This is a genomic window from Micromonospora sp. LOL_021 (assembly GCF_048060215.1).
In the GTDB taxonomy this organism is placed as follows: Bacteria; Actinomycetota; Actinomycetes; order Mycobacteriales; family Micromonosporaceae; genus Micromonospora_E.
The window spans coordinates 13,345-39,587 of record NZ_JBHMIN010000014.1 but is presented as its reverse complement, the minus strand read 5'-3'; the positions used below and the strand labels follow the sequence as shown (position 1 = coordinate 39,587).

The window sequence follows — 26,243 nt, the reverse complement described above, 5'->3', positions numbered from 1 at the left end:
GATCGACACCGGTGCCATCCGCTGCCGACACGTCGACGGTTCCGGGGCACCTTACACACATCTCATGGCCGTGTTGCTGACCGCCGCCGCCCCAGCCAGGACCAGCGAGTACGTCGTCTCTGTCGCCGACGACACCGATCAGGTCGCCGCCGCACAGCGACTGCGTCGCCAGGTGTTCGCCGCCGAGTTCGGTGCCGGTTCCGACACCCGCTCCGGCGGGGTGGACGCCGACCGGGACGTGGACGGGTTCGACGAACACTGTGACCATCTGATCGTCCGGGACACCCGGACCGGTGCCGTGGTCGGCACCTACCGGCTGCTGCCGCCGGACCGCGCCGCCCGGCTCGGCCGCCGGTACGCCGACACCGAGTTCGACACCAGACCACTGCGGCTGATCGGTGACCACCTGGTGGAGGCCGGCCGGGCCTGCGTGCACCCCGACCACCGGGGCGGTGCGGTGATCAACCTGATCTGGGCCGGCATCGCCCGCTACCTGTGGGAACGTGACCTGCGCTGGCTGGGCGGCTGCGCCTCGGTACCGCTGCACGACGGCGGGGCGACCGCCCATGCCGTCTGGCGTACGGTCCGGGACCGGCACCTGGCCCCGCCGCTGCTGCGGGTGCGGCCACGCCGACCCTGGCTCGCCGAACCCGAACCGCCACCTGCACCGGCCCCGCCAAGGCCCGGCCGGGTAGGCATGCCGCCGTTGTTGCGCGGCTACCTGCGACTCGGCGCCTGGGTGTGCGGCGAACCCGCGTACGACCCCGACTTCGCAGTCGCCGACCTGTACGTGCTGCTGTCGCTGGACCGGATCGATCCCCGTTACCTGCGTCACTTTTTGGAGCTGTGATGGCACCGAGATCGCCTGCCAGGTCACCGCGACCGCTCGCCAGGTCACCGCGACCGCTCGGGCACGGCACCTTCTGGCGACCCCGATCAGGATGTGGGGCCGGTTGCCTGCCGCCCCCGCCCACCGTGCCCGCCGCCGGCCGGTTGACCCGGTTGACCCGGCTGACCGGCGTGCTCGGCATGCTCGCCGCCGGGCTGGTCCTGCTGGTGCTGCTGCCGCTGCTCACCCGGCGGCTGCGTCCGGTCGCCGGGCGGCTGTGGGCGCGCGGACTGCTGCGCGCGCTCGGCGTCCGGCTGCGGCTCGTCGGCCGGCTGCCGGTCCGGGCGGCGCTGCTGGCCGCCAACCACGTCTCGTGGCTGGACACCCTGGCCATCCTCGCCGTCTCCCCGGCCCGCCTGCTGGCCAAGCGGGAGATCCGGGGCTGGCCGGTGATCGGCGCGCTGGCCCGGGTCGGCGGCACCCTGTTCATCGACCGCGACCGGCCCCGTACGCTGCCCGGCACGGTCGCTGACGTCGCCGCTGCGTTGCGCGCCGGGCACCAGATCGCGGTGTTCCCGCAGGCCACCACGACCTGCGGCACCGCCGGCCGGGTCACCTCCGCCGGTCGGTGCAGTTCGGGTGCGCCGCGCCCGGCACCGTTTCGCCCCGCGTTGTTCCAGGCCGCGCTCGACGCGGAGGTGCCGGTCGTCCCGCTCACTCTGACGTACCACTTCGCCGGCCCGGCCGGGACGCCGGCGGCCGGGTCGGTCGACCTGGCACCGGCCGGGCCGGTGCCGACCAGCGTGGCGGCGTTCATCGGGGACGAGGCGTTGTGGCCGTCGGTACGGCGGGTGCTGGGGCTGCGGGATCTGGTGGTGACGCTGGACGCCGGTGCACCACTGCCGCCGGACCGGTCCCGGCACCGGCGGGTACTCGCCCGGCTCGCCGACCGCGACCCGGCACCGACCCGCTCCGCCCTCGACCTCGTCGGCTGAGCTCACTCGTCCCGGACATCGAGCTCACTCTCAGCTGATTGTCAGCGGCTCCCCAGGCCGAACCCAGACCGATCCGGGATGATGCGGTCATGACCGCATCGCAGACTGAGGCGAAGCTGCTCGTCGTCGAGGACGACCCGAACATCCTCGAACTGCTCTCCGCCAGTCTGCGGTTCGCCGGATTCGACGTCACCACCGCGACCAGCGGCAGCGCCGCGCTCAACGCCGCCCGCGAGCGCCGGCCCGACCTCGTGGTGCTCGACGTCATGCTGCCCGACCTGGACGGCTTCGAGGTGATTCGGATGATGCGGGAGGCCGGTACCCGTACCCCGGTGGTCTTTCTCACCGCGCGGGACGCCACCGACGACAAGATCCGCGGGCTGACCCTCGGCGGCGACGACTACGTCACCAAGCCCTTCTCGTTGGAGGAGTTGACCGCCCGGATCCGGGCGGTGCTGCGGCGCACCAGCAACGGCGGTCAGACCTCCTCCCGGCTCACCTTCGCCGACCTGGAGCTGGACGAGGAGACCCACGAGGTCTACCGGGCCGGCAACCGGGTGCAGCTGTCACCGACCGAGTTCAAGCTGCTGCGCTACCTGATGCTCAACGCCAACCGGGTGCTGTCCAAGGCGCAGATCCTCGATCACGTCTGGAACTACGACTTCCGGGGCGACGACAACATCGTCGAGTCCTACATCTCGTACCTGCGCCGCAAGATCGACAACACCCAACCCCGGCTCATCCACACCCTGCGTGGCGTCGGCTACGTGCTGCGCAAACCAGCGGCGTGAACAGGCCGACGCTGGCACCCGCCCCGGTGACGGGCTGGCTGCGCGGCGTACCGCTGCGGGTCAAGCTGGTCACCTCGGTGCTCAGCCTGGTCCTCACCGCGCTGCTGGTGATCAGCGTGAGCAGCGCGTTCTTCCTGCGCAGCTACCTGGTCGACCAGATCGACACGGACCTGCGCGACTACGTCACGGGCCTGCGCGACGAGGTGAGCAAGGCGCAACGCCTGCCGGTGTGGGACCAGCGCGCCTCAGTCACCGCCCCGCTGCCGACCAACTACCTGGTGGTCGTCTCGTACCAGGACGGCCCGCTCGGCGGGCCCTACTACGACGACGACCGAATCGCCACCGGCGAGCTGCCGCGCTGGCCGGCCGACTGGGACGGCTTCGTCGCGCTGCAGGGCGAGCCGAAGACCGTGTACGCCCGCAACGGCGCCCCGCGCTGGCGGATGCTCTACGCGTCGCTGCCCACCGGCGACGTCATCGCGGTCGGGCAGAGCCTCGTCGACGTCGACCGGGCGGTCAGCCGGCTGGTCTGGATCGACATCCTGGTCGGCATCGGAGTGGTGACGCTGCTGGCCCTGGCCGGTGCCGCGATCGTCCGGACCAACCTACGACCGCTGGTCGAGATCGAGCAGACCGCGGCGGCCATCGCCGCCGGTGACCTGAGCCGGCGGGTGCCCGACCCGGAGCCGGGCGCGCACGTGCCGCAGACCGAGCTGGGCCGGCTGTCCCGCACGCTCAACACGATGCTGACCCAGATCGAGGCGGCGTTCACCGCCCGGGCGAGCTCCGAGTGGGCGGCCCGGATGGCGGAGGCGTCGGCCCGGGAAGCCGCCGTCGCGGCCCAGTCCTCAGAGACCCGGGCCCGCCGGTCCGAGGAGCGGATGCGCCAGTTCGTCGCCGACGCCTCGCACGAGCTGCGGACCCCGTTGACCACCATCCGCGGCTTCGCGGAGTTGTACCGGCAGGGGGCAGCCGCCGCGTCGCCGCAGGAAGCGGCCCGGCTGGTTCGCCGGATCGAGGACGAGGCGGCCCGGATGGGCCTGCTGGTGGAGGACCTGCTGCTGCTGGCCCGCCTCGACCGGGAACGCCCGTTGGATCTGGCTCCGGTCGAGCTGCCGGTGCTGGCCAGCGACGCGGTGCAGGCGGCCCGGGCGGTCGACCCGCAGCGCCGGGTGGAGCTGGACATCGGGCCCGGTGCCGGCCGGCTGGTAGTGCTGGGCGACGACGCCCGGCTGCGTCAGGTGATCGGCAACCTGATGACCAACGCGATCAACCACACCCCGGCCGACACACCGGTCACCCTGCGGTTGCGGGCCGCCGAGCCGGGCTTCGCCACGGTCGAGGTGGCCGACGAGGGGCCCGGGCTGACGCCGGAGCAGTCCGAACGGGTCTTCGAGCGGTTCTACCGGGCCGACGCCGCCCGTACCCGCAGCGCGGAGCGGCCGAGCGGCACCGGCCTCGGGCTGGCGATCGTCGCCGCCCTCGTCGCCGCCCACTCGGGCACCGTCGAGGTACACAGCGAGCCCGGTGAGGGCGCCACCTTCCGGGTCCGGCTCCCGCTGGCCGACACCGACCTCGTCGACTCCGACATCGACGGCGACGAATCATGATTTTCAGCAAAGCCTCAGCCGCAAATCAGGTACGTCGAAGTGCCGTGGGGCAATCTGAACACATGAGCGAGCACGAGACCACGCCGCCGGCGGAGCCGTCGGACAAGGCTCAACCGCCGGCCAGCCCTTGGCAGGCCCCTGCCGCGTCGGGCCAGCCCGACCCGGCCGCCGGTCGTCCGTCCACTGACTGGACGCCGACCAACCAGCCGTACGCCGGCTCACCCGCGCCAGCCCAGCCCGCGCCCAACTCGTCCGCGCCTGAGGCGCCCGTGGCTGTGACGCCCGGGTCCGAAGCAGCCGAGCCGGCCCAGCCCGCGTCGGCCCAGCCGGTTACCGGACCGCCGCTCAGCGGCCAGCCGCAGGCCGGCCCGTACGCCCCCGGCTACGCCCAGGTGCCGTACGGGCACGGCCAGCACGGGCAGTGGAGCCACGGCCAGCCGTACGCCGGCCAGGGCTACGGCCAGCCGCACGTCAACTGGTCACCGCCGCCCGGTGCCGCCGCCCAGGCCGGCGCCCAGCGGCCGCCGAACCGGGTCGGCCGGATCGTCGCCGGCTCGGCGGTCGTCCTCGCCTTGATGCTCGGCTCCGGTGCGGTCGGCGGTGCGGTGGTGGCCGCCTTCGACAACGGCAGCGCCGCGCCGGCGGTGCAGACCGGCAGCAACGGCGGCGGTAGCGCGGCGCCGGTGATCGACCGGTCGTCGCTCGCCGAGATCGCCGACGCCGTCCAGGACAGCGTGGTGTCGATCTCCATCGGCTCGGGTGAAGGCTCCGGCGTGGTGCTCAACGCCGAAGGCTTCATCCTGACCAACAACCACGTCGTCGCGTCGGCGCGCGGCGGATCGGTCACCGTGTACTTCGCCGACGGCGGCTCCGCGTCCGGCAGTGTGGTCGGCACCGACGCGCGTACCGACCTGGCCGTGGTCAAGGTCGACGACGTGGACGGGCTGTCCCCGGCGACCCTCGGCGACAGCAGCACGATGCGGGTCGGCGACACCGTCCTGGCCCTGGGCAGCCCGCTCGGCCTGCAGGGTTCGGTGACCGCCGGGATCATCAGCGCGCAGGACCGCACCATCTCGGTGGGCGGCCAGCAGCAGAACCCGTTCGGCGGCGGAGGCCAGGTCAGCTCGATGTCCGGGCTGCTGCAGACCGACGCCCCGATCAACCCGGGGAACTCCGGTGGCGCCCTGGTCAACACCAACGGTGAGGTGATCGGCATCAACACCGCGATCGCCACCTCCGGGCAGGGCGAGGGCAACATCGGGGTCGGCTTCGCGATCCCCAGCAACAAGGCCGCCGACGTCGCCGAAGCGCTGATGGCCGGCGAGGAGGTCAGCCACCCGTACCTCGGGGTGAGCGTGACCGCTGCCGACGGCGGGGGCGCGTTGATCGCGGCGGTCGAGGACGGCAGCCCGGCCGACCAGGCCGGCCTGGCCCAGGGCGACGTGGTCGTGCAGATCGGCCAGACCCCGGTGAACGACTCGGACGACCTCGTCGCGGCGGTGCAGTCCGGCCAGGTCGGGGAGCAGATCGAGATCACCTACGAGCGCGACGGCGAGGCGCGGACCGCCTCCGCCACTCTCGTCGACGCGCCGTGATCACGACATGACGACAGATTGACTTGCCTCCCCAGAAAAGAGCGGCGGGTGGTGTGACCAAGGGGGTTGGTCACGCCGCCCGCCGTTCGCCAATCTCCCGGCGTGCGCACCGAGACCTTCACCGACCGGTTCACCGGCACGGCGGCACCGGACCGGGTGTACGCCCACCTGGCGACCCCGCTGCGCTCCTATGTGGTGCACACGGCCAGGCGGGTGCAGATGTTCCGGGCCCGTACCCTGGCCGAAAGGATGAGCGGCTGACCCCGGCGTAGTCGATCGACGAGACTTTTTCCGCACGACATGCTGTCCGAAAGCGGTCGAGCAGTCGCGTACGGTCGACAAGGCGGTCTAACCTGCAGCCGCGAGAACCGCGGAGGAGCAGGCACAGTGGCGGTCGTCGAGACCAGGATGAGCGTGTGGGAGGCCCTGGCCGGTCGGGCACCGGGCCAGCCGGTCGCCCCGGCCGACGCCGGCCTGTGGGACGCCGTCGTCGAACGGCTCAACCCGGCACGGGCCCGGCCGGTGCTGCGGCCCGGTATCGAGCACGTCGAGTTGACCTCGGTACGTGGCATGCCGTACGTGATGCTCCGCTCGCCGGACGGTCGCGGCGGTGCCTGCTACCTGCGGCTGGCCCCGGACGAGTGGCGGCTCGCCCAGCTGATGGACGGCAGCCGTACGGTGGCCCGGCTGGTCGCCGAGTTCGCCCGGATCGCCGGCCGGCTCGCCCCCGACCAGGTCACCCGGGTCGTCGCCGACCTGGCCGGCAACCGGATGCTCGCCGAGCTGCCGGTCGACGCGTTCCGCCCGCTGGCCCGGGTGCGCCGCCAGCCGTGGCCGCTGCGGTTCGGCCGCACCCTGCTGGCCGTGGCGCAGGGCCGGCGTACCGTGCTGGCCGACGTCGACCCGCTGGTCGGCGCCCTCTACCGGGGCGGCGGCCGGTTCCTGTTCACCCGGCTGGCGGCGGTTCTGCTGGCCGTCGTCGCGCTGGTCGGGTTCGCCGCGTTCTGCTGGACCTGGTGGCGCGGCGAGCAGGCGGTCTTCCTCACCGGCGGGTCGTACGCGGCCGGCGCGGCGGTGCTGCTCGGGTTGAACGTCGTCGCCCTCGCCTGCCACGAACTCGGCCACGCCCTGGCCACCAAACACGCCGGCCGCCGGGTTCCGGCCGCCGGGTTCCTCATCTACTTCGGCATCCCGTCGGTCTTCGTCGACACCACCGACGTCTGGCTGGCCGGCCGCCGGCAACGGCTGATCACCACCGCCGCCGGGCCGGCCGCCGGGCTGGTGCTGGCCGGCGTCGCCGGCATCGTCGGACTGATCTTTCCGGCGACCGCGCCGTGGACGTTCAAACTCGCTTTCGCCTGGTACCTGAACGCGCTGTTCAACCTCAACCCGTTCCTCGCCCTCGACGGCTACTACCTGTTGATGGACTGGCTGGAGATCCCGAACCTGCGTACCCGTGGGCTGGCCTACGTCGCCGGCCGGCTGCGCCGGCGTGGCCCGCGCTGGTCGGCGCTGGACCGGGAGGGCCGGCTGGTCGCCCTGTACGGGATGCTCGCCGTGCTCTGGGTGGTCATCGCGGTGAACCTGTTCTGGCGAATCTGGACCGACCGGGTCGCCGGCCTGGTCCTGGGCCTGTGGCGGTCCGGCTGGCCGGCCCGGCTGCTGCTGGCCGCGGTGGTCGCCGGTCTGGCTGCCCCGCTGGTCTACCTGGCGGCCGGCTGGCTGGCCCGGCGCTGGCGGCGGCTGCGCGGCGTGTTCGCCGAGCGACGGCACGCCACCGACACCCCGCGCCGGCTGGACGCGCTGCGCGCCAGCGCGCTGCGGACGCTGCCGGCCAGCGCGTTGAACCGGCTCGCCGCCCAGGCGCGCTGGGTGCACCCACGTACCGGCCAGCAGCTCGTCGCCGCCGGCGCCGCCCAGCCGGCGGTCTACGTCGTCGTCGACGGCGCGGTGGAGGGCCGCGCCCCCGGCGACCCCGCCGGTACGGTCCGGCAGCGGCTCGGACCGGGCGGCCTGGTCGGTCTGGCCAGCGCCCTGACCGGTACGCCGGCCACGCTCAGCTGGCGCACCGCCGGTACGACGCTGCTGGCGCTGCCGCCGACCGCAGTCGCCACGGTCGTCGGCCCGCTGCCCGGTCCGCCGCCGGCCGATCGGACCGCCGCCGAGTCGCTGTTCGCCGAGACCCCCGCGCTGGCCGGGCTGACCCCGGAGGACCGGCTGGGGCTGGTGTCCCGGGCGCGACCGGTGACGTTGCCGCCCGGCGCGCCGGTCCGGCTGGCCGGCCCGTACGACGCGGTGGTCCTCGAATCGGGTGTGATCGCCCTGATGAACGGCCTCGAACTGCGCCGGGGCACGATGATCGGCCCGGTCGGCGCCGACCCGCCGGACGTGGTCGCGACCACCCGTACGCAGACCCGGCTGTGGCAGCTGCCGGCCGTCGCCGGGTTGCCGATGCTGCTCGGCGCGGCACCGTCGCAGGTGGCCGAGGCCGCTGCGGCGACGGTACGCGGCGGTCCGCCGACCAGCGGCGTGCATCCGCCCGCCGACTACCCACCGCTGGCCGCCCCGCCCGGCCCGCCGCCGGGGGACGCCGACGACCGGGTGGACCGGCGGTTCGAGCGCCGGCTGTGGTGGCTGGTGCTGCTCCTGCTGCTGTTCGCGTTGCTGATCAGCGGCGGCAACCTGATGCCCGGACCGGCCTGGGCGGAAATGCCGACCGACCGGGCGCTGCTGCGGGCCGAGCGGGGCACCGTCGAGGTGCGCACCGCAGGGGGGCGACTGTTGACGCTGCGCGACGGTGCGGCGGCGTACGTCGCCGAGGGGGACCGGATCGAGGTCGCCGACCGGTCGGCCGGTGAACTCGTTTTCCGTGGCGGGGCCGCCACGGTGCTCTGCGCCTGGGTCGAAGCCGAGGTGGGGGCGCTGTGGAGCGACGGCACCCGGCCCGTCGCGCCCAGCGGGGAGCTGACCCTGGACCGGGGCCGGATCCTGGCCGACACCGCCAGCGTCTCCGGTGCCTTCCGGCCGTTGGCGATGACCGTGATCAGCCAGGATGCCGTCCTGGCGAACCGGGGCGAGGCCTGGTTCGCGGTGAACGCCGGAACGGCCCGGGTGTCGCTCGGCGAGGTGCGGCGCAACGGGGTGTCCCTGCGGGCCACCGGGGAGCAGCTCGGCTGCGGTGACGGCCGGGTGGTCGACCCGCCCGGCGGTACGCCGAGCGCTCCCGCTCCGGGCGCCACCAGCGGATCACCGACGGTGCAGAGCCCGTCGCCGGATCTCTCCGCCACCAGCCAGCCGACGCCGAACCCGGTGCCGAACCCAGGGGCCACTCAGCCGCTGCCCGGCCCGACCACCACGGCCCCACCGCCGAGCCCGCCCGGCCCGCCCCCGACCACCGCGCCACCACCACCGACCACGGCAGCGCCGACAACCGATCCGCCGACGTCGTCACCGACCAGAACGCCGCCGCCGACCAGCGAACCACCGCCGACCACCGAGCCGCCCCCGAACGAGCCCCCGACCATTTTCTGGGAGGTTCAGCCGCAGGGCCGGATTACTCAGCTGGTCAACAACGAACCCTGCAGCGATCACCCGACCAGCGTGCGCTGGATGGTGGTGGTCTCCGACGACGCGCCCGACGGGCTGACCGTCGTCGCGAGGCAGAGTGGACCAGTGGAGAAGACGGAGACCTTCAGCGGGGCCGGGACACACAGCGGCTCCATCGGTCCGGTGGCCAGCCGGCAGGGCGCCGGAGGAATCGTCACGATCACGGTCACCGTCACGGACAGCGGAGGACTCAGCCGCCAGGTGGAGAGCAAGGTAGAGGTCGTCGACTGCGGGGACGAACCCGGCGTTGTGACGTAGACATCGATTCGAGCGGAGATACAGGTGCTTTGTTGGTTCTGCCCGAAGGCGGCGCGGGGTGGCTGCCGGTTCTGCGGTCGAGGCGTGTGCGAGGACCACGCCCGCTTCGGCCCGTACCTGCTGGAGGTGCACCGGTCGGAGCGTCGGGGTCGGGCGGAGGGCCTGGTCGTCGAGGACGCGTTGCAGTGCGGCACCTGCCGGCCCAGACCGCAGCCCGTACCGATGCCGGAGCTGGACTGACCGCGGGCCGTCAGCCGCCGGAGGCCCGGACTGGGCGCTGCCGGGCTCGTTGCGGATTGTCGTCCCGGACTACCCTGGAGCGACATCGACGAGGGGAACGGCGATGAGTGACTTCGACACCGTGCTCGAACGCCTGCTGACCGACCCTGGATTCGCTGCTGCGCTGGCCGCCGACCCGACGACCGCGCTCGCCGGGTACCAGCTCACCGCCGAGGAGCAGGAACTGCTGCAGACCCAGATGGGCGGCGCCGCGACGGGCCCGACGGCGGCGGTGGAGACGCGGGCGAACCAGTCCAGCGCGTTCGGGCTGCTGAGCCCATTGACCGGGATGATGGGTGGCTTCGGCGACATTGGCGCGGCGGCCGGCGCCGTCGACGAGGCTCTCGGCTCTGCCGGTGCGCAGAGCGGCTTCGGTTCTGCTGGGGCGCAGAGCGGCTTCGGTTCGGCCGGGTCCGGCGGTGGGCACGGGCCGGCCGGAGCGGACAGCGGGTTCGGGGCGCGGCCGGACGCGGCCGGCCCTTCGGTGCCGGACCGGCCCGCCGGGTTCGGCGCGGCACCCCAGCCGGTCGAACCGGCGGTGCCCGAGGACTATCGGACCCGGGTGGACGTCGACGGCGACGGCCAGTGGGACCGGCACATCGTCCGGGGCCGGGCGGACGGCGGGGTGGACATCCTGGTCGACCGGGACGGCGACGGTCGGGCCGACTTCGTCGGCCGCGACGACGACGCCGACGGTCTGGTCGACTCCGCGGCGTACGACACCGACGGTGACGGGTTCTTCGAACGGACCCACTACGACGACGACGGTGACGGCTGGCTCGACCGCAGCGTCACCAACCAGCCGCCGACCACCGAACCGCCCCCGCCGACGCCTCCGTCGCCGCCCCCGGTCGGTGGCGGGCTGATCGGCGACAATCTGCGGCTTCCCGAGGAACTGCGCTGACCTTCCTGAGGGTCGCCGCCGGTGGCGGTGCCGACGACCGCTCACCGGCGGGTGTGGGCCGTCCGTCGACAGGGACTGGCGCCGACGGCCGCCGGGCCTGACGATGGGGTCAGGAGGTGATCGCGTGGTCGCCATCGCCACCGACCGACTGACGAAGGTCTTCGACGACGGCACCGTCGCAGTCGACGGGGTGAGTCTCGCGGTCCCGTCTGGCCAGTTCCTGGTGCTGCTCGGGCCGACCGGGTGCGGAAAGTCGACGATCCTGCGGCTGGTCGCCGGCCTGGAGACGCCGACGTCCGGGCACGTGCTGATCGACGACCGGGTGGTGGACGGCTGGTCGGCGCAGCGACGACAGGTGTCCATGGTGTTCCAGGACTATGCCCTGTACCCGCATCTGACGGTCGCCCAGAACATCGCCTTTCCGCTGCGCGTGGGACACGGCCCGGCGGTCGAACAGCGGATCCGGCAGGTTGCCGCAGAGCTGGGCATCGCCGAACACCTGCACCGGCAGCCCACCGTGCTGTCCGGCGGGCAACGTCAGCGGGTCGCCATGGCCCGGGCCATCGTGCGCCAGCCAAAGGCGTTCCTGCTGGACGAACCGCTGTCCAACTTGGATGCCGGGTTGCGGGCCGAGCTGCGTGCCGACGTGACGGCGCTGGCCCGCCGGCACGGGGTGACCACCGTCTACGTGACCCACGACCAGACCGAGGCGTTGACCATGGCGGACCAGCTCGCCGTGCTCCGCAAGGGTCGGCTGCAGCAGACCGGGCCGCCGGAGCAGGTGTACGGTGACCCGGCGAACCTGTTCGTCGCGGCGTTCCTCGGCACCCCACGGACCAGCCTGCTGCAGGGGGCGGTCTACGCCGAGCCGGACCGGGTGGTGATCGATCTCGGTTCGCAGGTGCTGGAACTGCCGGTGGGTGACGCTTGGGTGGCCCGGCTGGCCGAGCACCACACCGAGCGGGTCACCGTGGCGTTGCGGGCCGACGCGCTGCACCCCGTACCGCCGACCGGCGCTGACCCGGCGCTGCCCGACGGCCCGGACCCGGCCAGGTCCGACCGGACGTTGTCGGTCACCCTGCGCGGCACGGTCCGGGCGGTGGAGAACCTCGGCCACGAGGCACTGGTCTGGGTGGACACCGGCGGCCTGCCCACCTCCCCGGCCGAGTCGCAACTGGACTTGCCGGATCCGCAGACCCACCTGGCCGAGCTGCTGGCCGAGGATCCGCCGCCCCGGCACCAGCTGCGGGAGACCATCGCCCGGATGATTCCGCAGCAGCGCCGTCCGGACCCGCCGGCGACCGCTCGGACCCGGTACGGCTTCTACCCGGTGTACGAACCCGATCCCTCCGATCCACCGGACGGTGACGGTGACGTCGTGGTTCGGGTGCCGGCGGCGGCACCGCCGCAGCCCGGCGAGACGATGACCATGGCGCTGGATCTGGACCGGCTGTTACTGTTCGACCGGTCCGGGCACCGTATCCGCCTGCACCCACGTCTGGACTGACGTCTGCTTCCACGCCTGAGCTGACGCCGCAGCCGGGTCGGTCGTCGCTCGGGGTGCCCCGGGAGTCAGACGGCGGCACTGGCCAACTGGTCCAGTGCCGAGTCCAGCTCGTCGGCGTACGCGTAGGTGATCGCGCCTTCGTCGGCGCGGATCCGCACCTTGCGGCGCAGCTGGTCGACGTCCCGGTCGATGTCGGCGGTGCCACTGGTCAACGAGGTCCGTAGGTTACGGACCAGGTTCTGCAGGTCGAGGCCGGCGTCGCGGCGGATCGCGCCGTCCGCCAGCCCGTCGTCGATCACCTGACCGAGCAGGGTGATCGCCTCGTCGACGGTCGGAACGACCGGGGCGGTCGGCGCCGGTGCGGTGTCGGTCGCCGCTGGGGTCGGCGCGGCACCAGTGGCGGGAGGGTCGGTGGGAGGTGCGTCCACCGACGGCCCCGGCTGGGCCGGCTGTGTCGGCGGGGCTGTGTCGGCGGGCGTACCGGTGGACTGCGGTTGCCCGACGGGCGGCGGATGGTCGCTGCCCGGCCGGCGCAGCACCTCGGGCTGCAGCAGCAGGATCACCGCGACCGCGACCGCGCCGACCACCAGTAGCGTGGCGACCCTGGCGTCGAGCCGGCCGACCCGCCGCCGACCGTCGACAGCCGGTGTCCCGGCGTTGGGGGCCGGTGTTTCGGCGTCGGCGGCCGACGGAACGTCGGAGTTGGCCATCGTCGGCAGGGTCATCGTCGGCGCGAGCATGGTCGCCGCCTGTGGATCGGCCGGTAGCAACTGGTCCCGCAGCGCGGCGCCGATCTGGTGCGCGGTAGGGCGGCTGAGCGGGTCCCGGGACAGGCAGCGCAGGCAGATCTCGGCGACCTGGGTGGGCAGTCCGGGCACCGTCAGCGGCGGGATCTCCTGATCGAGTGCGCGGTGCAGATCGTCCCAGGTGTCAGCGGGGTACGGCACTCGGCCGGTGAGCGTCTCGTAGAGCAGGACGCCGAGCGAGTAGACGTCGGTGGCGGGCTGCGCCGGTCGGCCGTCGAGGCGTTCCGGGGCCACGTACGCCGGGGTGCCGAAGGTCTCGCCCTCCTCGTCCTCGTCGGGGGCGCCGATCTGGGTGGCGATACCGAAGTCGAGCACCTTGGCGCCGATCGAGGTCATCATGATGTTCGCCGGGGTGACGTCGCGGTGCACGATGCCCAACCGGTGCGCGGCGGCCAGCGCCTCGGCTACCTGGGCGCAGGTCTCCACCGCCGCCGGCCAGGTCAGCGGGCCGGCGGTGAGCCGGGCGTCCAGCTCCTCACCGGACAGCAGCTCCATCACCACGAACGCGGTGACGGTGCCGTCCGGTGCGACCGCCTCGCCGTAGTCGTGGACCGCGGTCACGTGTGGATGGATCAACTGGGCGGCGGACCGTGCCTCCTCCCGCACCATGCTGCGGAACCGTGCGTCGGCGGCCAACGACGCGGCGAGCACCTTGACCGCGACCACCCGGTCGAGCACCTCGTCGCGGGCGCGCCAGATCACCGACATGCCGCCGGCACCGATCCGGTCGATGAGACGGTATCTGCGGGCGAGCAGTTCGCCCGCTTGCAGCGATGCCATCGTTGTCGCACCTGCCTGGGGAGTGGAGGTCGTATCAGGCTGCGCGAACTGGCACGTCCTGTCAACGGCACGTTAAACAGGTGAACATTTATCATTTAACCCGACATAGGTCGGCATTGCCGATGAGCCGGTAATACCGAGCGAGTCCGGGCACGGCGCCGACCCCGACCGGCGGCCACCAGGCCCGTGCCAGGATGAACGCCATGGTCAACGGTCCGGTCGCCTTCGTGCTGGGCGGCGGCGGGGTCCTCGGCGCGGTCGAGGTCGGCATGCTGCGCGCCCTGTTCCGCTCCGGCATCGAGCCCGATCTCGTCGTCGGCACCTCGATCGGCGCCGTCAACGGCGCGCTGGTCGCCGCCGACCCCTCCGAGGCGGTCACCCTGCGGCTGGTACGGCTCTGGGCCTCCCCGGAGGCCAGCGAGGTGTACGGCGACTCGATGGCCCGCCAGCTGCGCCGGTTCGCCGCCCGTACCCACCTGCACTCGCCACGGCCACTGCGCCGGCTGCTGGCGGCCGAACTGGGCGAGACCACCACCTTCGCCGACCTGGCCGTGCCGTTCCACTGCTGTGCCGCCAGCATCGAACGCGCCGCCGAACACTGGTTCGACACCGGCCCGGTGGTGCCGGCCGTGCTCGCCTCGGCTGCGGTGCCCGGCCTGCTGCCCCCGGCCGAGATCGACGGCGAGCACTTCATCGACGGCGGGATCGTCAACTCGATCCCGATCGGCAAGGCCGTCGAAGCCGGGGCGAAGCGCATCTTCGTGCTCCAGGTCGGCCGGATCGAGCGGCCCCTCAGCGCGCCCCGGCGGCCCTGGGAGGTCGCCCAGGTCGCCTTCGAGATCGCCCGCCGGCACCGGTTCGCCCGGGAGCTGGCGGCGCTCGGTCACGATGTGGAGGTGCACGTACTGCCGACCGGTGGGGGAGAGACACGTGACGACACACCCTGGGCGTACCGGGACATGACCGCTGTCGGCCGCCGGATCAGCCGCGCCTACACCGCCTCCCGGCGCTACCTCAAGACCAACGTGGCCGGCTGCTGATGCCGCTGCCGCCCCGCTGGGTACGCCGGGCACTGCTCGCCCCGGCCGTACCGCTGCTCGCCGCGGCCGTGCTCACCACACTGCCGTTCTGGGTCTTCCTGGCCGCCGCCGCCTCGCTGCTGGTACCCGGCCGGCTGCGGGTGTTGCGACTGTTCTGGATCGCCGTGGTCTACCTGCTGTGGGACACCGCCGCCCTGATCGCCCTCTTCGGACTCTGGCTGGCCTCCGGCTGCGGCTGGAAGATCCGCAGCCCGGCCTTCCAACGCGCCCACTACGTACTGACCGGTTGGTTCCTGACGTTCTTCTTCTGGCACGCCCGCTGGGCGTTGCGGCTGAGTATCGACGTGGTCGGCACCGACCCGGACACCGCCCTGCCCGGCCGTCCCGAGCTGGTGGTGTCCCGGCACGCCGGCCCGGGCGACTCGTTCATCCTGATCCACGGCCTGGTCAACTGGTTCGACCGGGAGCCGCGCATCGTGCTCAAGGAGACCCTGCAGTGGGATCCGGCGATCGACGTCCTGCTCAACCGGCTGCCCAACCGGTTCATCGCCCCCGGCGACAGCCGCGCCGAGCCGGTCGAGACCCAGATCGCGCACCTGGCGACCGGGCTGGACGCCAACGACGCGTTCGTCATCTTCCCCGAGGGCGGCAACTTCACCCCGGGCCGGCGCAGCCGGGCCATCGAGCGGCTGCACGCGTTGGGACTGCACGGGATGGCGGCCCGCGCCGAATCGATGCGGCACGTCCTCGCGCCGCGTCCCGGCGGCCTGCTCGCCGCGCTGGACGCGGCCCCCGACGCGGGAGTCATCTTCGTCGCGCACACCGGCCTGGACCGGATGCTGACCGGCGCCGACGTGTGGCGGGAACTCCCGATGGACAAACGGATCGTGATGCGGTTCTGGTCGGTGCCGCCCGAGGAGATCCCGGCCGGCCGTGACGAACGCATCGAATGGCTCTACGACTGGTGGGCGCGGATCGATTTGTGGATCGAGAAGAACCGCTCGGACACCTTGAGGGCGTAGGGTTCGCCCCGTGGATCAAATCTCCGTTGTGACGACGGTGGTGGATGCCCGCTCGGTCGCCGAGGTGCTCGCCGCATCCGCAGTGGCCGGCCGGTTCGCCGCCTGCGCCCAGATCGGTGGTCCGGTGGCCAGCACCTACTGGTGGGAAGGCCGGGTGGAGACCACGAAGGAGTGGTCTGTGCAGTTCAAGACCGCCACCGACCGTAGCGACCCACTTGTCACCTATCTCCGCACCGCGCACCCCTACGACGTACCCGAGATCCTGGTTGCCGTCATCGAAGCCGGCAATCCCGATTACGCCCGGTGGGTGTACGACCACACCCGTCCCTGAGTCGGCTATCAGTCGTCCATTCGTGGCCGGCTGGTCCTGAACCGTCCGTACCCGAGTCGTTCCCTCGGTCGGACTGAGTATCCGCACTCTGTCGGCGGCCCCGGCCGGGCGACGACGATGCGGTCATGAGCAGTACCGCGACAGCCCACTATCCGTGCCCGGCCTGCGGCACGCCGGCGAGCCTCGCCGCCGGCTGCCCGGGCTGCGGCCGGGGGCCCGACCCGCTCGCCGGCGAGGTGATCCGGCTCGACGGTGAGATCGCCGGGCTGGCCGCCCGCGTCGAACAGGCCCGATCGGCGTGGGCCACGCTGGGTGCGCAGTTGCACGCCGCGCAGGTCCGCCGGCAGCAGTTCGCGGTCCAGGTGCAGGCGGCGGTACGGGCGACGCCCGTCCCACCGGCCCGACCAGCCGCCGCACCCGCCGGCCCGCCACCAGGGCCGGTCGCCCCGGGCCAGCCGGGTCCGGCCGCGACACCGTCGGTACGGCCGGAGACCTCCACCCGTACCGTGCAGACCATCCTCTTCGTCCTCGGTGGACTGCTGCTCGGCACCGCCGCGATCGTCTTCACCGCGGTCGCCTGGGCCAGCGTCGGCGTCGGCGGCCGGGCCGCGATCCTGGCCGGCGTCACCGCCGTACTGCTCGCCCTGCCGCCGCTGGCCACCTGGCGCGGCCTGCGCGGCACCGCCGAGACGTTCGCCGCGCTCGGCCTGCTGCTGGTGTTGCTCGACGGCTACGCCGCCCGCTACGTCGACCTGTTCGGCGCCGCCGATCTGCCCGCCGCCCGGTACGCCGCCGTGACCTTCGCGGTCACCGGTCTGGTCGCCGCCGGCTACCAGCTGATCACCGGCCTGGCTGCGGCCCGCTTCGCCGCCCTGCTCGCCGCGCAACCCGTGCTGCCGCTGCTCGCCGTCGACCTGCGCGCCGACGCCGCCGGCACCACCCTGTTGCTGCTCGGCACCGCCCTGGGCACCCTGGCGATGATCGCGCTCACCCCGCCGGCCCGGCTGGCGCTGCGGATCACCGGCTGGGTGGCCGTCGGCGCGGCACTGGCCGCCGCCGGGATCGCCGCCCTGGCCGCCGTCATCCTCGGCCACCCGGCCGGTGCCCCCGCCCTGGCCGGGCTGCCGCTACTAGCGGTCGCCGCCGTGCTGGTCGTCACCGGCCGGCTCACCGGCGTACCGGCGCTGCTGGCGATCAGCCTGGCCGGGCTGGCGCCGGCGGTCACCACCGCCGTGGTCCGGGCCGGCACCGAACCGGCGCCGTCGCTGGCGCTGGCCATCGTCGCCGGCACCGCCGTCGGGCTCGCCCTCGCCGGCCGGTACCTGCGCGGTCGGCTGCCGGCGGTGGTCCGTACCGGGCCGTGGGCGGGTGCGCTGCTGGTGACCGGGCTGCTCGGGGCCGGCGTACTGCTGGCCGCTCTGACCGTCGCCGCCGGAGGCATCGTGGCGGCCCGCCCACTCTGGCGGGCCGGCACCGGACCGGTCGACGTGCCCGGCGACTGGCAGTTGCCGTTCGCCGTCGTCGCGGTCACCGGGGCGCTGATCCTGCTGCTGCCCCGGGCGGTCCGGCCCATGCTGCTCACCGTCGGCGCCGCCACCGGGCTGCTGACCGTACCGGCGGCGATCCCGGTGCCGTGGTGGGCGGTCGCCGTCGGCGGCCTGGCCGGTGGGGCAGTGGCGGCGGTACGGGCCGCCGGGTCGCGGCATGCCGTCGTCGCGCTGCCCAGTGCGGCCGTCGCCGCCCTGCTGACCGGCCACGCGCTGCTGGTCAGCGCCGGTCGCCCGGCGGTCGCCACGGCCGCCGTCGCGGTCGTGGTCAGCACCGCGCTCGCCGGCGCCGCCGTCGCCCGCCGCGCCGTGCGGCGACCTGAAGCCCGCTGGTGGCAGGCCCCGATCGGCGGCCTCGGCGTCGCCGTCGCGGTGGCCGGCTGGCCGGCCCTCGTCGCGCTCGCCGTGCACACCCTCGAAACGTCGGCGGGCTGGTTGGCCCGCGCCGGGGCGGCCGCCACGATCGGGCTGCCGGTCGCGCTGGTCGCGGTCCGTCGCCAGTGGCCCGGATACCTCTGGTACGCCGGGGCGGCGCTGCCGGTCACCGTCGTCGGCACCCTCGTCGCCCCGGCCGCCGGCACCGTGCCGTACGTGCCGGGGGAGTCCACCGGCGGGTACGCCGCCGCAGCGGCGCTGCTGCTGGCCGTCGCCGCCACCCTCGTCTCCCGTGGCGGGCTGCGCCTGCTACTGACCGGCGTCGCCGCAGCCCTGGCGCTGCCGGCGGCGGTCAGCACCCTGCCGGTACTGGCGTCGCTGCTGCTCACCCCGTACCGCTGGCTGGAAGCCAGCTGGGCCGGCGTACCGGCCGGGACCGGACTCAGCCCGGCGCTGCCGGTGTCGGTCCCCGCCGCCGGGGCGGTCACCCTGGCCGTGCTCGCCGCCGCCGTCACCGTGGCCGCGCTCGCGGCCGCCGTCAGCGTGGCCGCCGTGGCCGGTCACCGGGTGCGGTACGCGGTGGTGGCCGGCGGCCCGGTCGCCCTGGTCGCTCTGCTGGCTGCCCTGGCCAGCGCCGGTACGCCGTGGCCGGTGGTGCCGGCACTCAGCCTCATCGCCGGACTGGCCGGGCTGGCGGTCGCCGCCCGGTCCACCGCCGCGCCGCAGGCGGCGGTCACCCTGCTGGTCGGTGCCACGCTGGCCGGGGCCGGGTTGGCCGGTCTGCTGCCCACCCGGGTCAGCACCCTGACCGCGTTGGCCGCCGTGGTGGCGTGCGCCGCCGGAATCGGCGCGGCGGGTCGCCGTACCCCGGTGCGGGTGGCTGCCGGGGTCGTCGCGGTGGTCGCCGGCGGTGTTCTCGCCGCGACCGCCGTGCGCGCCGCCGACCTACCGGTCCGGGTCGGCGGGTACGCGGTCCTCGCCGTCGCCGCGCTGGCCCTGGCCGTCGGCGCGGTGCTGGCCCTCCGGTCGGCCACCGGGGGCGTACGGGGGCGGGCCGAGTCGATCGGCGTCGAAGTGGCCGGGCACGCCGCCGCCGGCGCGGCCCTGCTGATGACGGTCGGCTCGGCCCGGTACGCCGCCGGGGTATGCACCCTGTGGGGCGTGGTACTGGGTGCCCGGGCACTGCTGGCGACCGCCCACCCGGTGCCGCAGCTCGGGGGACGGCCGGCGGCGCCACTGTCCGGCGGGCGGCCGGCGCTGGGCCGGCCGGCCGTGCCGCACCGGCCGTGGGTGCTGGCCATGACGGCCCTGGCCAGCGAGATCGTCGCTTGGTGGCTGCTGCTGAGCAGCGCGCAGGTGGCGCTGACCGAGGCGTACACGCTGCCGCTGGCCCTGGCCGCGCTCGGCGTCGGCTGGCTGACTCTGCGCGCCCATCCGCAGCGTTCCAGCTGGCTCGGGTACGCCCCCGGCCTGGCCGCCGCCCTGCTGCCCAGCCTCGGCTCGGTGCTGGTCGCCGACGGCCAGCCGGTGCGTCGGCTCCTGCTCGGGGCCGGGGCGGTGGCGGCGGTGCTGGCTGGTGCGGCGTACCGCCGGCAGGCCCCGGTGATGATCGGCGGTGCGGTGCTGGCGGTCCTCGCGGTGCGGGAACTCGTCGCCGTCTGGGACCTGCTGCCCCGGTGGAGTTTCCTGGCCGTCGGCGGCCTGGCGTTGATCACCTTGGCGGTCACCTACGAGCGCCGGCGCCGGGATCTGCGCAGACTGCGTACTGTTGTCGGCCGGATGACCTGACCGGGAGGGGGCTAGCGTCACCCGGGTTCCGGGGGCAGACAGGATTACCCCGCGCGGCGGATCCCCGCAGACTGGAGACGCCGTCGGTCCTGCAAGCCCTGGCACCGCCACCCCGGCACCAGCCACCACCCTAGGCACGGCCACTATTCCCAGGCACGGCCGCCACCCTGATGCCGCCACCCCCGAATCGCCGGCCCCGAGGGGCCGGGTTAGCCACGAAAGGCATTCGATGACTGCTGCCGCACCCACCCGTACCAGCCCCCGCCCACGGGGCAGCGATTACGCTGACCTGTCGCGGCGGGTGAGCCAGGTTGGGCTGCTGGACCGCCGACCCGCCTGGTACGCCGCCCGGATCGTGTTGACCGTCGGGGCCTACCTGGCCGGCTGGGCGGTACTGCTGGCCGGCGGGGACAGCTGGTGGCAGCTGCTGACCGCCGTCGGGCTGGCGGTCGCCGCCACCCAGGTGGCGTTCCTCGGCCACGACGCCGGACACCGGCAGATGTTCCGTACCCGTCGGGCCAGTGAGACCGCCGGCCTGCTGCTCGGCAATCTCGGGGTCGGGCTCGGCTACGGCTGGTGGATGGACAAGCACACCCGGCACCACGCCAACCCGAACCACGTCGACGACGACCCGGACGTCGGAGCCGGTGCGCTGGTCTGGACCGAGGAGCAGGCCGCCGCGACCCGGGGCTTCGGCCGCTGGCTGGCCCGCCGGCAGGCGTACCTGTTCTTCCCGATGCTGCTGCTCGAAGGCCTGTCGCTACGGGTGGCCAGCGTCCGGTCGGTGATCAACGGCCCGGTGAAGCGGCGTGTCGTGGAGGGGGCGCTGCTGGCGGTGCACACCGTCGCGTACCTCGGGATCGTCTTCGCGGTGCTGTCGCCGCTGCGGGCGGTGGCCTTCATCGCGCTGCACCAGGCGCTGTGGGGTCTCTACATGGGGTGCGCGTTCGCGCCGAACCACAAGGGGATGCCGATGTTCGGCCCGGACGACGACCTGGACTTCCTGCGCAAGCAGGTGCTGACCTCCCGCAACGTGCGCGGTGGCTGGTTCGTCGACGTGCTGCTCGGTGGGCTCAACTACCAGATCGAGCACCACCTGTTCCCCAGCATGCCGCGGCCGCATCTGCGCTACGCCCAACCCATCGTGCGCGGCTACTGCCAGGAACGCGGCCTGCCGTACACCGAGGCCGGATTGATCGACTCGTACGCCGAGGCGCTGCGCCACCTGCACTCCGTCGGCCAGCCGCTGCGCTGAGCCGGCCGGCTGCCGCCGCTGCGCCCCGCTGATCCTGCGGCTGCCGCCGCACTCATGATCAGTTGACGAAAATTCGGCGTGGTGCCGGCGTGTCGCCCAGCTCAGCATCAAGTGATCATGATGAGCCGCCGGGTAGCAGGTGCGGGGCCGCCCCAGGGGGTGGCCCCGCACCGCACGATGTTCGACCTGTCACCGGCCGGGTCTCCGCCGCTGCCCCGCCGCAGCCCCCAGCCCCAGACCGCGAGCGAGAGCACGGCGACAACGCCGAGCTTCGGTCAGGCCTCCAACAGGCCCAGGAGCTCATCCGGCAGTGGGACGACCTCGTCGGCGGGCGGAGCCGTCAGATTGACCGGCTCACCGAAGTTGGAGTAGCGGGAGGTGATCTCCCCCAACCCGGGCAGGGCCCGGTCCGCGTCGACGACCAGCTCCACGAGTCGACCCTCGCCGTCGATGACGGCGGTGAACGGAGCCAACGCCGGCCCGTCGCCGAGGATCTCGAGGGTCTGCTCGTCGATCGTGGGCGACTTGCGCATGTCCAATTCGCCGGCTACGGTGCCGTCACCGGTCCACTCGGCTGTGGTCACACCGTTGACGAACCCTTCCGCGCCAGCGGGATCGTCCTCGGACAGCACATCGAAGGGACTGCCCGGCTGGATCTTCGACTCGTCGACGTGCAGCCAGGTGCCTGGGGGCAGGCCGGGCAGTTCGAGATCGGACATCTGCAGGTACGCGTCCGAGTCGAGCAGGATCATGTCGATCCGCATCTGTTCGCCGCCCGCGTCGAGCGAAAGCTGGTACCTGGCATCGAGGGTGATCGGGTCGAACTGTCCGTTCATGTCCATCCCGCCATACGGGCTGGACACCACCATCACCATCCGCGAACTTTGTTCGTTGAGGCTGCGAGCGGCGGCGATCAGTGCCTCGGGTGCCTCAACGGGCGTGCCGGTCGAGCTGGCCGTGGTGCTTGGGGAGGTGCTTGGTGAGGAGTTCGGCGTCGGGACGGCCACGCCGCATCCGGCGAGGGCGAAGGTGAGTCCGAAAGTGAGCGTGGTGAGGGTGCCGACCGGAGACCCGGTCAGCCGGCGGGTCTTCATGAAATCCACCAATCAGTCATTGATTCCTACATTCCCGGAAATTTCGATCATTCGGGTAGCAGGGGTATTTCGGCAGCGTGATGTGGTCAAGGGGCGGCAGGCAGCGTACCGGGGCAGCGGGAACGACTCCGAACCGGCCGACAAGGTGAACGACCTCGTGCGCACCGACAGACGGTAAGGTCACCGCATGGCAGAGGTGCTGGACGCCGCACAGGTGCAGGCCGCGCTCGCGAAGCTGACCGACTGGGTGGGCGACCCCGAGGCGATCGCCCGTACCGTCTCGTTGGCGACCTTTCCCGACGCGGTCGCCGTGGTGACCCGCGTGGCGATCACCGCCGAGGAGATGGACCACCACCCGGACATCGACATCCGGTGGCGAACCCTGACCTTCCGGTGCCGCACCCACTCGGCCGGCGGCACCACCGCCCTGGACATCGAGCTGGCCCGCCGGATCGACGAGATCGTCGCGGCGCAGGGCTGACGGGGAAGAGGTACGCGGTGAGATTTGAGGTCAGCAAGGTGCTCGACGCGATCGAGCGCCGACTCAGCACCGACCCGGCGACCGCACGCGCCGTCGTGGACCTGGCCGAGGTCGTCCGGTACGTCGACTTCGACAACGGGCGACCGGCCAACATGCTGCGCCTCGGGCAGCTGATCGACGCCCTCGGCCGCAGCGTCGCCGAGGAGAACGTGCCGGTGTACGTGGTCGTGCACCGCGGCCTGCTCTCCGACGCCGACCTGACCTCCAACGAGCGGATGGTTGCCCGCCGGTGGTCCGACGATGGCCTGGTGGAGGTGCTCGCCGACCCCGCCGACCGGCTGCTGGAGGTCGCCGAACTGCTCGGCCTGCCGGTGCTCAGCCGCCACCGGTTCGACGGCATGCGCGGGCGTTACCAGTGGCTCGATCAGCCTGGCCGGCTGCTCGCCCCGCTGCCCGGCCACGGCGGACCGGCGCTGACCGCCCGCGCCGGCGGCGGCAACACACCGGCGACCGCCGAACCGTCGCCGGCCGGTGCCCAGCTGCTGGCCCGGCTGTGGAGCTGCCCGGACCCGGAGTGCGCGCTGTTCGGCCGGATGCGGGTCGGCCGCCCCGGCGGGCAGCCGCCGCCGACGCTGCGTACCGGCCAGCCGACCTGCCCCCGGCACGGGGAACGACTCACCGAGGCCGGCGCCCGCCCGCCGGCCGAGGTGCTGTCGATCCGGATCGACGGGATGGTCCGGCAGCGGTTCGTCGTCTCCGCCGACCACCCGATGGTGGTCGGCCGGGCACCCGAGCGCGGCGAAGGCATCATGCTCGGCCAGTGGCTCACCGAGGAGGCGCGGCGCTGGATCAGCCGCAGCCACGTCAGGTTCGAGCTGCACGGCAAGGAGCTCGTCGTGCAGGACGTCAGCACCAACGGCACCGGCGTACGGCCGGGTGGCTCACCCGACGACGACGAACGCCGCACCATCAAACGCCAGGCCCGGCCGTTGCAGGCCACCGACGTCGTCGAGCTCTACCCGGGGGTGCACATCGCCCGGTCGAAGGTCTGGGCCACCGGCGGTGTGTCGAACCCGACGTCGGTGATGGCCGACGCGCCGACCATGGCGCTGCGGATGATGGACCGCTGACCCCGCGTTTCCTTCAGCCGAGATGGTCGGCCGGGGACGTCTGCAGCAGCCAGGCCAGGGGCATCTTGGCGCTCTCCTGGTAGGTGCCGTGCGCGGCGAGCCGGTGCAGGGTGACGGTCTGCGCGCCGTCGGAGTCGACCACCCAGTACTGCGGAATGCCCGCCGAGGCGTACTCGGATGTCCGGGATCCTGCCCCCGTCGCCGTCTGGTCCGGGGATCCGGACCCCAGCCGCCTGAAGAACCTGCTCAGCCGGCCAACCCGCCATGATGAGCCAGGCGAACAGGCGGCTCGCGGTCACCGCGTGCGCAGAGTCGGGTGGTACGGCCGATGTGCGCTCAGTGCTCATGAGGCTGATTGTCGTAGGTCTCGCCGTTGACGGGGCGGGGGCGCTCGACGACACCGGGGCGGGTCAGCGCGCTCTTGTAGACCGCGATCGCCACCATCCGGCCGTCCCGGCCACCGGCGACGACGGTGCCGATGAGCCCGACGACCTGCGACTGCTCCTGGTCGAGCCCGTAGCGGATGTCGGCGACCCGGACGATCATCGACCGGTCGGCGTACACCCAGTCGGCCTTGCCCAGGCGCAGCGTGTCGCCGATGCGGAGCAGTTCGTCACGCGACATCGTCACCGCCCCCATCGGTGTCGTCGTCGAGGGTCACCGGAGGCCACAGGCCAGCGAAATAGAGTACGGCCATCACCCGTCGGGCCTTTCCCGGATCGTGCCGGCGCAGCACCGCGAGTGCCTTCATGAACGGCTCGCAGAGTGCAGCCGAATTGCACACCCGGCATTCGGCGAGTCGGCTCGGCAGATGCGTGCTGACGATCTCCCGCGCCCGCTGTACCACCGGATGATCAACTGACAGGTGGACGCTGTCCGGCAGTGGCGGTCGGTTCGGTGTCGGATCATGATCCTTTTTCCCGCCGGGTGGCGTGCCGATCGAGGTGTAGCGGGCGAGGCGGGGTGTGCCGCCGATCCCGTCGTTGCGTAACACGTGATCTCCCTTGCCGCCGTCAAAGCGCCTGTGGCGATTTCCACCCTGGACTGTGCGACTTCGACACGGAATACTCAGTTCACCGATTGCCGTGCGTCAGTCATTCCAGCGCGTACCAGTGGATTCCAATGGAGGCCAGGAGATGAGCGAGCTTCAGGATCTGTTGCGCAGTGAGCGCCTCAAGCGCAACCTGACCCAGGCCCAGGTGGGTGAGGCCATCCGGGTCAGCAATTCCCTCATCGGCGCGTTTGAGACCGGCAAGTCGATCCCGCTGCCGGACACCGCCGTCGACCTCGACCGCATCTACGAGACCGGCGACCAGGTCCAGCGGCTGTCCCGGACCGCCCGGGAGGACGCGCAGGCCCTGTGGCTGCGCTCCTGGCTGGAGAGTGAGCGCCGCGCGCTGGTGCTGCGCTCGTTCGAGCCGCTGGTGATCCCGGGGCTGCTGCAGACCGAGGCGTACGCCCGCGCCGTCCTCGCCGTCGGCACCCGCACCCGACGGCGGCTCGACGAGGCGCTCGCCATTCGACTGGAACGCCAGTCGGCCACGCTGGCCCGCGACGAGGACATCCAGTTCACCGCGATCATCGCCGAGGCGGCGCTGCGCGTGACCGGTGCCTTCATGAAGGACCAGCTGGAGCACCTGGTCGACATCGGCCACCGCCCGGATGTGCAGATCCGGGTGCTCCCCGCCGACGTCGGCATGCACGTCGGGCTGGCCGGCGCGTTCGTCGTCGCCTGCCTCTCCAACGCCCGGCGGATCGGCTACCTCGACGACCATCTCGGTGGCCGGATCGTCACCGACGATCAGGACGTGCTCGACCTGGAACAGTCGTGGGATGCTGTGTCGGGACTGGCGCTCACCGTCAGCCAGAGCCGCGACCTGATGCTAAGGATGATCGATGAACGCGAGTGAGCCGATCTGGCGCAAGTCGAGCCGCAGCAGCCCGAACGGCGGCAACTGTGTGGAGGTCGCCGACAACCTGCCGGGCCAGGTGCTGGTGCGCGATTCGAAGGACCGGGCCGGTGGCACGTTGGCCTTCGCGCCGGCTGCCTGGTCCGCCTTCGTCGCCCACACCCCGTCCGCCGTACGCTGACCCACCCCCAACGCCGCCCCACCAAGCCCTCGGGCATGTGCGCTCAGCCGACCGGCTCGCCCCCATCTCATCAGCGGGCGAGCCGGTCGGACACCATCGAGTGACCGGTGGCGGGACAATGCTGGTGTG

General features: G+C 72.9%; 25 protein-coding genes. 20 read left to right on the top strand and 5 right to left on the bottom strand.

Going from position 1 to position 26,243, the window contains the following annotated elements; translation table 11 throughout:
- Positions 1-64 precede the first annotated feature (64 nt).
- From ACFHWT_RS11965 to ACFHWT_RS11920, 10 genes are all read left to right on the top strand, one after another.
- The gene (locus tag ACFHWT_RS11965) at positions 65-850 is read left to right on the top strand and encodes a GNAT family N-acetyltransferase (protein WP_416594669.1); all 786 of its coding nucleotides are present in this window, start codon (positions 65-67) and stop codon (positions 848-850) included.
- Between the two features lie 125 nt (positions 851-975).
- Positions 976-1,824, top strand: coding sequence for a lysophospholipid acyltransferase family protein (locus ACFHWT_RS11960; RefSeq protein WP_416594668.1), 849 nt, complete (start codon positions 976-978; stop codon positions 1,822-1,824).
- Positions 1,825-1,913: 89 nt separating this feature from the next.
- Complete coding sequence (locus ACFHWT_RS11955) at positions 1,914-2,615, top strand: response regulator transcription factor (protein WP_278167332.1); 702 nt, start codon at positions 1,914-1,916, stop codon at positions 2,613-2,615.
- On the top strand, positions 2,612-4,225 hold the full coding sequence (locus ACFHWT_RS11950; protein WP_416594667.1) for a sensor histidine kinase: 1,614 nt from the start codon (positions 2,612-2,614) through the stop codon (positions 4,223-4,225). Before ACFHWT_RS11955 ends, ACFHWT_RS11950 begins: the two co-directional genes overlap by 4 nt.
- Positions 4,226-4,287: 62 nt before the next feature.
- Entirely contained in the window at positions 4,288-5,820 is a 1,533-nt protein-coding gene (locus ACFHWT_RS11945) for a trypsin-like peptidase domain-containing protein (protein WP_416594666.1), read from the top strand.
- 102 nt (positions 5,821-5,922) lie between these two features.
- A complete protein-coding gene (locus ACFHWT_RS11940) occupies positions 5,923-6,081 on the top strand; it encodes a hypothetical protein (protein WP_416594665.1) in 159 nt (52 codons plus the stop codon).
- A 126-nt stretch (positions 6,082-6,207) separates the two neighbouring features.
- Positions 6,208-9,684: a cyclic nucleotide-binding protein gene (locus tag ACFHWT_RS11935; RefSeq protein WP_416594664.1), complete on the top strand. Its 3,477-nt coding sequence runs from the start codon at positions 6,208-6,210 to the stop codon at positions 9,682-9,684.
- 84 nt (positions 9,685-9,768) lie between these two features.
- Complete coding sequence (locus ACFHWT_RS11930) at positions 9,769-9,924, top strand: hypothetical protein (RefSeq protein ID WP_233606460.1); 156 nt, start codon at positions 9,769-9,771, stop codon at positions 9,922-9,924.
- 103 nt (positions 9,925-10,027) lie between these two features.
- The gene (locus tag ACFHWT_RS11925) at positions 10,028-10,867 is read left to right on the top strand and encodes an Os1348 family NHLP clan protein (RefSeq protein WP_416594663.1); all 840 of its coding nucleotides are present in this window, start codon (positions 10,028-10,030) and stop codon (positions 10,865-10,867) included.
- Positions 10,868-10,991: 124 nt separating this feature from the next.
- The gene (locus ACFHWT_RS11920) at positions 10,992-12,374 is read left to right on the top strand and encodes an ABC transporter ATP-binding protein (protein WP_416594662.1); all 1,383 of its coding nucleotides are present in this window, start codon (positions 10,992-10,994) and stop codon (positions 12,372-12,374) included.
- Between the two features lie 65 nt (positions 12,375-12,439).
- On the opposite strand, the gene ACFHWT_RS11915 is transcribed toward ACFHWT_RS11920, so the two are convergent.
- On the bottom strand, positions 12,440-13,960 hold the full coding sequence (locus ACFHWT_RS11915; protein WP_416594661.1) for a protein kinase domain-containing protein: 1,521 nt from the start codon (positions 13,958-13,960) through the stop codon (positions 12,440-12,442).
- Positions 13,961-14,163: 203 nt separating this feature from the next.
- On the opposite strand from ACFHWT_RS11915, the gene ACFHWT_RS11910 reads away from it, so the two are divergent.
- The 5 genes from ACFHWT_RS11910 (at position 14,164) to ACFHWT_RS11890 (ending at position 21,318) form a co-directional block, all read left to right on the top strand.
- Positions 14,164-15,000, top strand: a complete 837-nt coding sequence (locus ACFHWT_RS11910) for a patatin-like phospholipase family protein (RefSeq protein ID WP_416594660.1) — start codon at positions 14,164-14,166, stop codon at positions 14,998-15,000.
- Positions 15,000-16,022, top strand: a complete 1,023-nt coding sequence (locus ACFHWT_RS11905) for a 1-acyl-sn-glycerol-3-phosphate acyltransferase (protein ID WP_416594659.1) — start codon at positions 15,000-15,002, stop codon at positions 16,020-16,022. Before ACFHWT_RS11910 ends, ACFHWT_RS11905 begins: the two co-directional genes overlap by 1 nt.
- 10 nt (positions 16,023-16,032) lie before the next feature.
- Positions 16,033-16,353: a divalent-cation tolerance protein CutA gene (gene cutA / locus ACFHWT_RS11900; protein ID WP_123605207.1), complete on the top strand. Its 321-nt coding sequence runs from the start codon at positions 16,033-16,035 to the stop codon at positions 16,351-16,353.
- 125 nt (positions 16,354-16,478) lie between these two features.
- Positions 16,479-20,063, top strand: coding sequence for an SCO7613 C-terminal domain-containing membrane protein (locus ACFHWT_RS11895; RefSeq protein ID WP_416594657.1), 3,585 nt, complete (start codon positions 16,479-16,481; stop codon positions 20,061-20,063).
- A gap of 229 nt (positions 20,064-20,292) precedes the next feature.
- Entirely contained in the window at positions 20,293-21,318 is a 1,026-nt protein-coding gene (locus ACFHWT_RS11890; RefSeq protein WP_416594656.1) for a fatty acid desaturase family protein, read from the top strand.
- 275 nt (positions 21,319-21,593) lie between these two features.
- Here ACFHWT_RS11890 and ACFHWT_RS11885 read toward each other — a convergent pair whose 3' ends face one another.
- Entirely contained in the window at positions 21,594-22,154 is a 561-nt protein-coding gene (locus ACFHWT_RS11885) for a hypothetical protein (RefSeq protein ID WP_416594655.1), read from the bottom strand.
- Here ACFHWT_RS11885 and ACFHWT_RS11880 point away from each other — a divergent pair.
- Genes ACFHWT_RS11880 through ACFHWT_RS11870 form a run of 3 tightly spaced genes read left to right on the top strand, consistent with a single transcriptional unit; the run spans position 22,153 to position 24,023 of the window.
- Positions 22,153-22,590, top strand: a complete 438-nt coding sequence (locus ACFHWT_RS11880; protein ID WP_416594654.1) for a hypothetical protein — start codon at positions 22,153-22,155, stop codon at positions 22,588-22,590. The genes ACFHWT_RS11885 and ACFHWT_RS11880 overlap by 2 nt on opposite strands.
- 9 nt (positions 22,591-22,599) lie before the next feature.
- Positions 22,600-22,893, top strand: a complete 294-nt coding sequence (locus tag ACFHWT_RS11875; protein WP_416594653.1) for a 4a-hydroxytetrahydrobiopterin dehydratase — start codon at positions 22,600-22,602, stop codon at positions 22,891-22,893.
- A 17-nt stretch (positions 22,894-22,910) separates the two neighbouring features.
- The gene (locus ACFHWT_RS11870) at positions 22,911-24,023 is read left to right on the top strand and encodes an FHA domain-containing protein (protein ID WP_416594652.1); all 1,113 of its coding nucleotides are present in this window, start codon (positions 22,911-22,913) and stop codon (positions 24,021-24,023) included.
- A 13-nt stretch (positions 24,024-24,036) separates the two neighbouring features.
- On the opposite strand, the gene ACFHWT_RS11865 is transcribed toward ACFHWT_RS11870, so the two are convergent.
- The 3 genes from ACFHWT_RS11865 to ACFHWT_RS11855 form a co-directional block, all read right to left on the bottom strand.
- On the bottom strand, positions 24,037-24,180 hold the full coding sequence (locus ACFHWT_RS11865) for a hypothetical protein (protein WP_416594746.1): 144 nt from the start codon (positions 24,178-24,180) through the stop codon (positions 24,037-24,039).
- A gap of 179 nt (positions 24,181-24,359) precedes the next feature.
- Entirely contained in the window at positions 24,360-24,647 is a 288-nt protein-coding gene (locus ACFHWT_RS11860; protein ID WP_416594651.1) for a hypothetical protein, read from the bottom strand.
- Positions 24,637-25,017, bottom strand: a complete 381-nt coding sequence (locus ACFHWT_RS11855; protein WP_416594650.1) for a hypothetical protein — start codon at positions 25,015-25,017, stop codon at positions 24,637-24,639. The genes ACFHWT_RS11860 and ACFHWT_RS11855 overlap by 11 nt, the downstream gene beginning before the upstream one ends.
- A gap of 142 nt (positions 25,018-25,159) precedes the next feature.
- Here ACFHWT_RS11855 and ACFHWT_RS11850 point away from each other — a divergent pair, with 142 nt between their 5' ends.
- On the top strand, positions 25,160-25,933 hold the full coding sequence (locus tag ACFHWT_RS11850) for a helix-turn-helix domain-containing protein (protein ID WP_416594649.1): 774 nt from the start codon (positions 25,160-25,162) through the stop codon (positions 25,931-25,933).
- Complete coding sequence (locus tag ACFHWT_RS11845) at positions 25,920-26,114, top strand: DUF397 domain-containing protein (protein ID WP_416594648.1); 195 nt, start codon at positions 25,920-25,922, stop codon at positions 26,112-26,114. Before ACFHWT_RS11850 ends, ACFHWT_RS11845 begins: the two co-directional genes overlap by 14 nt.
- Positions 26,115-26,243 lie beyond the last annotated feature (129 nt).

Coding starts and splice junctions, on each gene's coding strand:
- ACFHWT_RS11965 (WP_416594669.1), top strand. CDS start 65: ATGGCCGTGTTGCTGACCGCCGCCGCCCCAGCCAGGACCAGCGAGTAC.
- ACFHWT_RS11845 (WP_416594648.1), top strand. CDS start 25,920: ATGAACGCGAGTGAGCCGATCTGGCGCAAGTCGAGCCGCAGCAGCCCG.
- ACFHWT_RS11910 (WP_416594660.1), top strand. CDS start 14,164: ATGGTCAACGGTCCGGTCGCCTTCGTGCTGGGCGGCGGCGGGGTCCTC.
- ACFHWT_RS11880 (WP_416594654.1), top strand. CDS start 22,153: ATGTCCATCCCGCCATACGGGCTGGACACCACCATCACCATCCGCGAA.
- ACFHWT_RS11895 (WP_416594657.1), top strand. CDS start 16,479: ATGAGCAGTACCGCGACAGCCCACTATCCGTGCCCGGCCTGCGGCACG.
- ACFHWT_RS11890 (WP_416594656.1), top strand. CDS start 20,293: ATGACTGCTGCCGCACCCACCCGTACCAGCCCCCGCCCACGGGGCAGC.
- ACFHWT_RS11850 (WP_416594649.1), top strand. CDS start 25,160: ATGAGCGAGCTTCAGGATCTGTTGCGCAGTGAGCGCCTCAAGCGCAAC.
- ACFHWT_RS11875 (WP_416594653.1), top strand. CDS start 22,600: ATGGCAGAGGTGCTGGACGCCGCACAGGTGCAGGCCGCGCTCGCGAAG.
- ACFHWT_RS11905 (WP_416594659.1), top strand. CDS start 15,000: ATGCCGCTGCCGCCCCGCTGGGTACGCCGGGCACTGCTCGCCCCGGCC.
- ACFHWT_RS11885 (WP_416594655.1), bottom strand. CDS start 22,154: ATGAACGGACAGTTCGACCCGATCACCCTCGATGCCAGGTACCAGCTT.
- ACFHWT_RS11955 (WP_278167332.1), top strand. CDS start 1,914: ATGACCGCATCGCAGACTGAGGCGAAGCTGCTCGTCGTCGAGGACGAC.
- ACFHWT_RS11860 (WP_416594651.1), bottom strand. CDS start 24,647: ATGTCGCGTGACGAACTGCTCCGCATCGGCGACACGCTGCGCCTGGGC.
- ACFHWT_RS11925 (WP_416594663.1), top strand. CDS start 10,028: ATGAGTGACTTCGACACCGTGCTCGAACGCCTGCTGACCGACCCTGGA.
- ACFHWT_RS11915 (WP_416594661.1), bottom strand. CDS start 13,960: ATGGCATCGCTGCAAGCGGGCGAACTGCTCGCCCGCAGATACCGTCTC.
- ACFHWT_RS11945 (WP_416594666.1), top strand. CDS start 4,288: ATGAGCGAGCACGAGACCACGCCGCCGGCGGAGCCGTCGGACAAGGCT.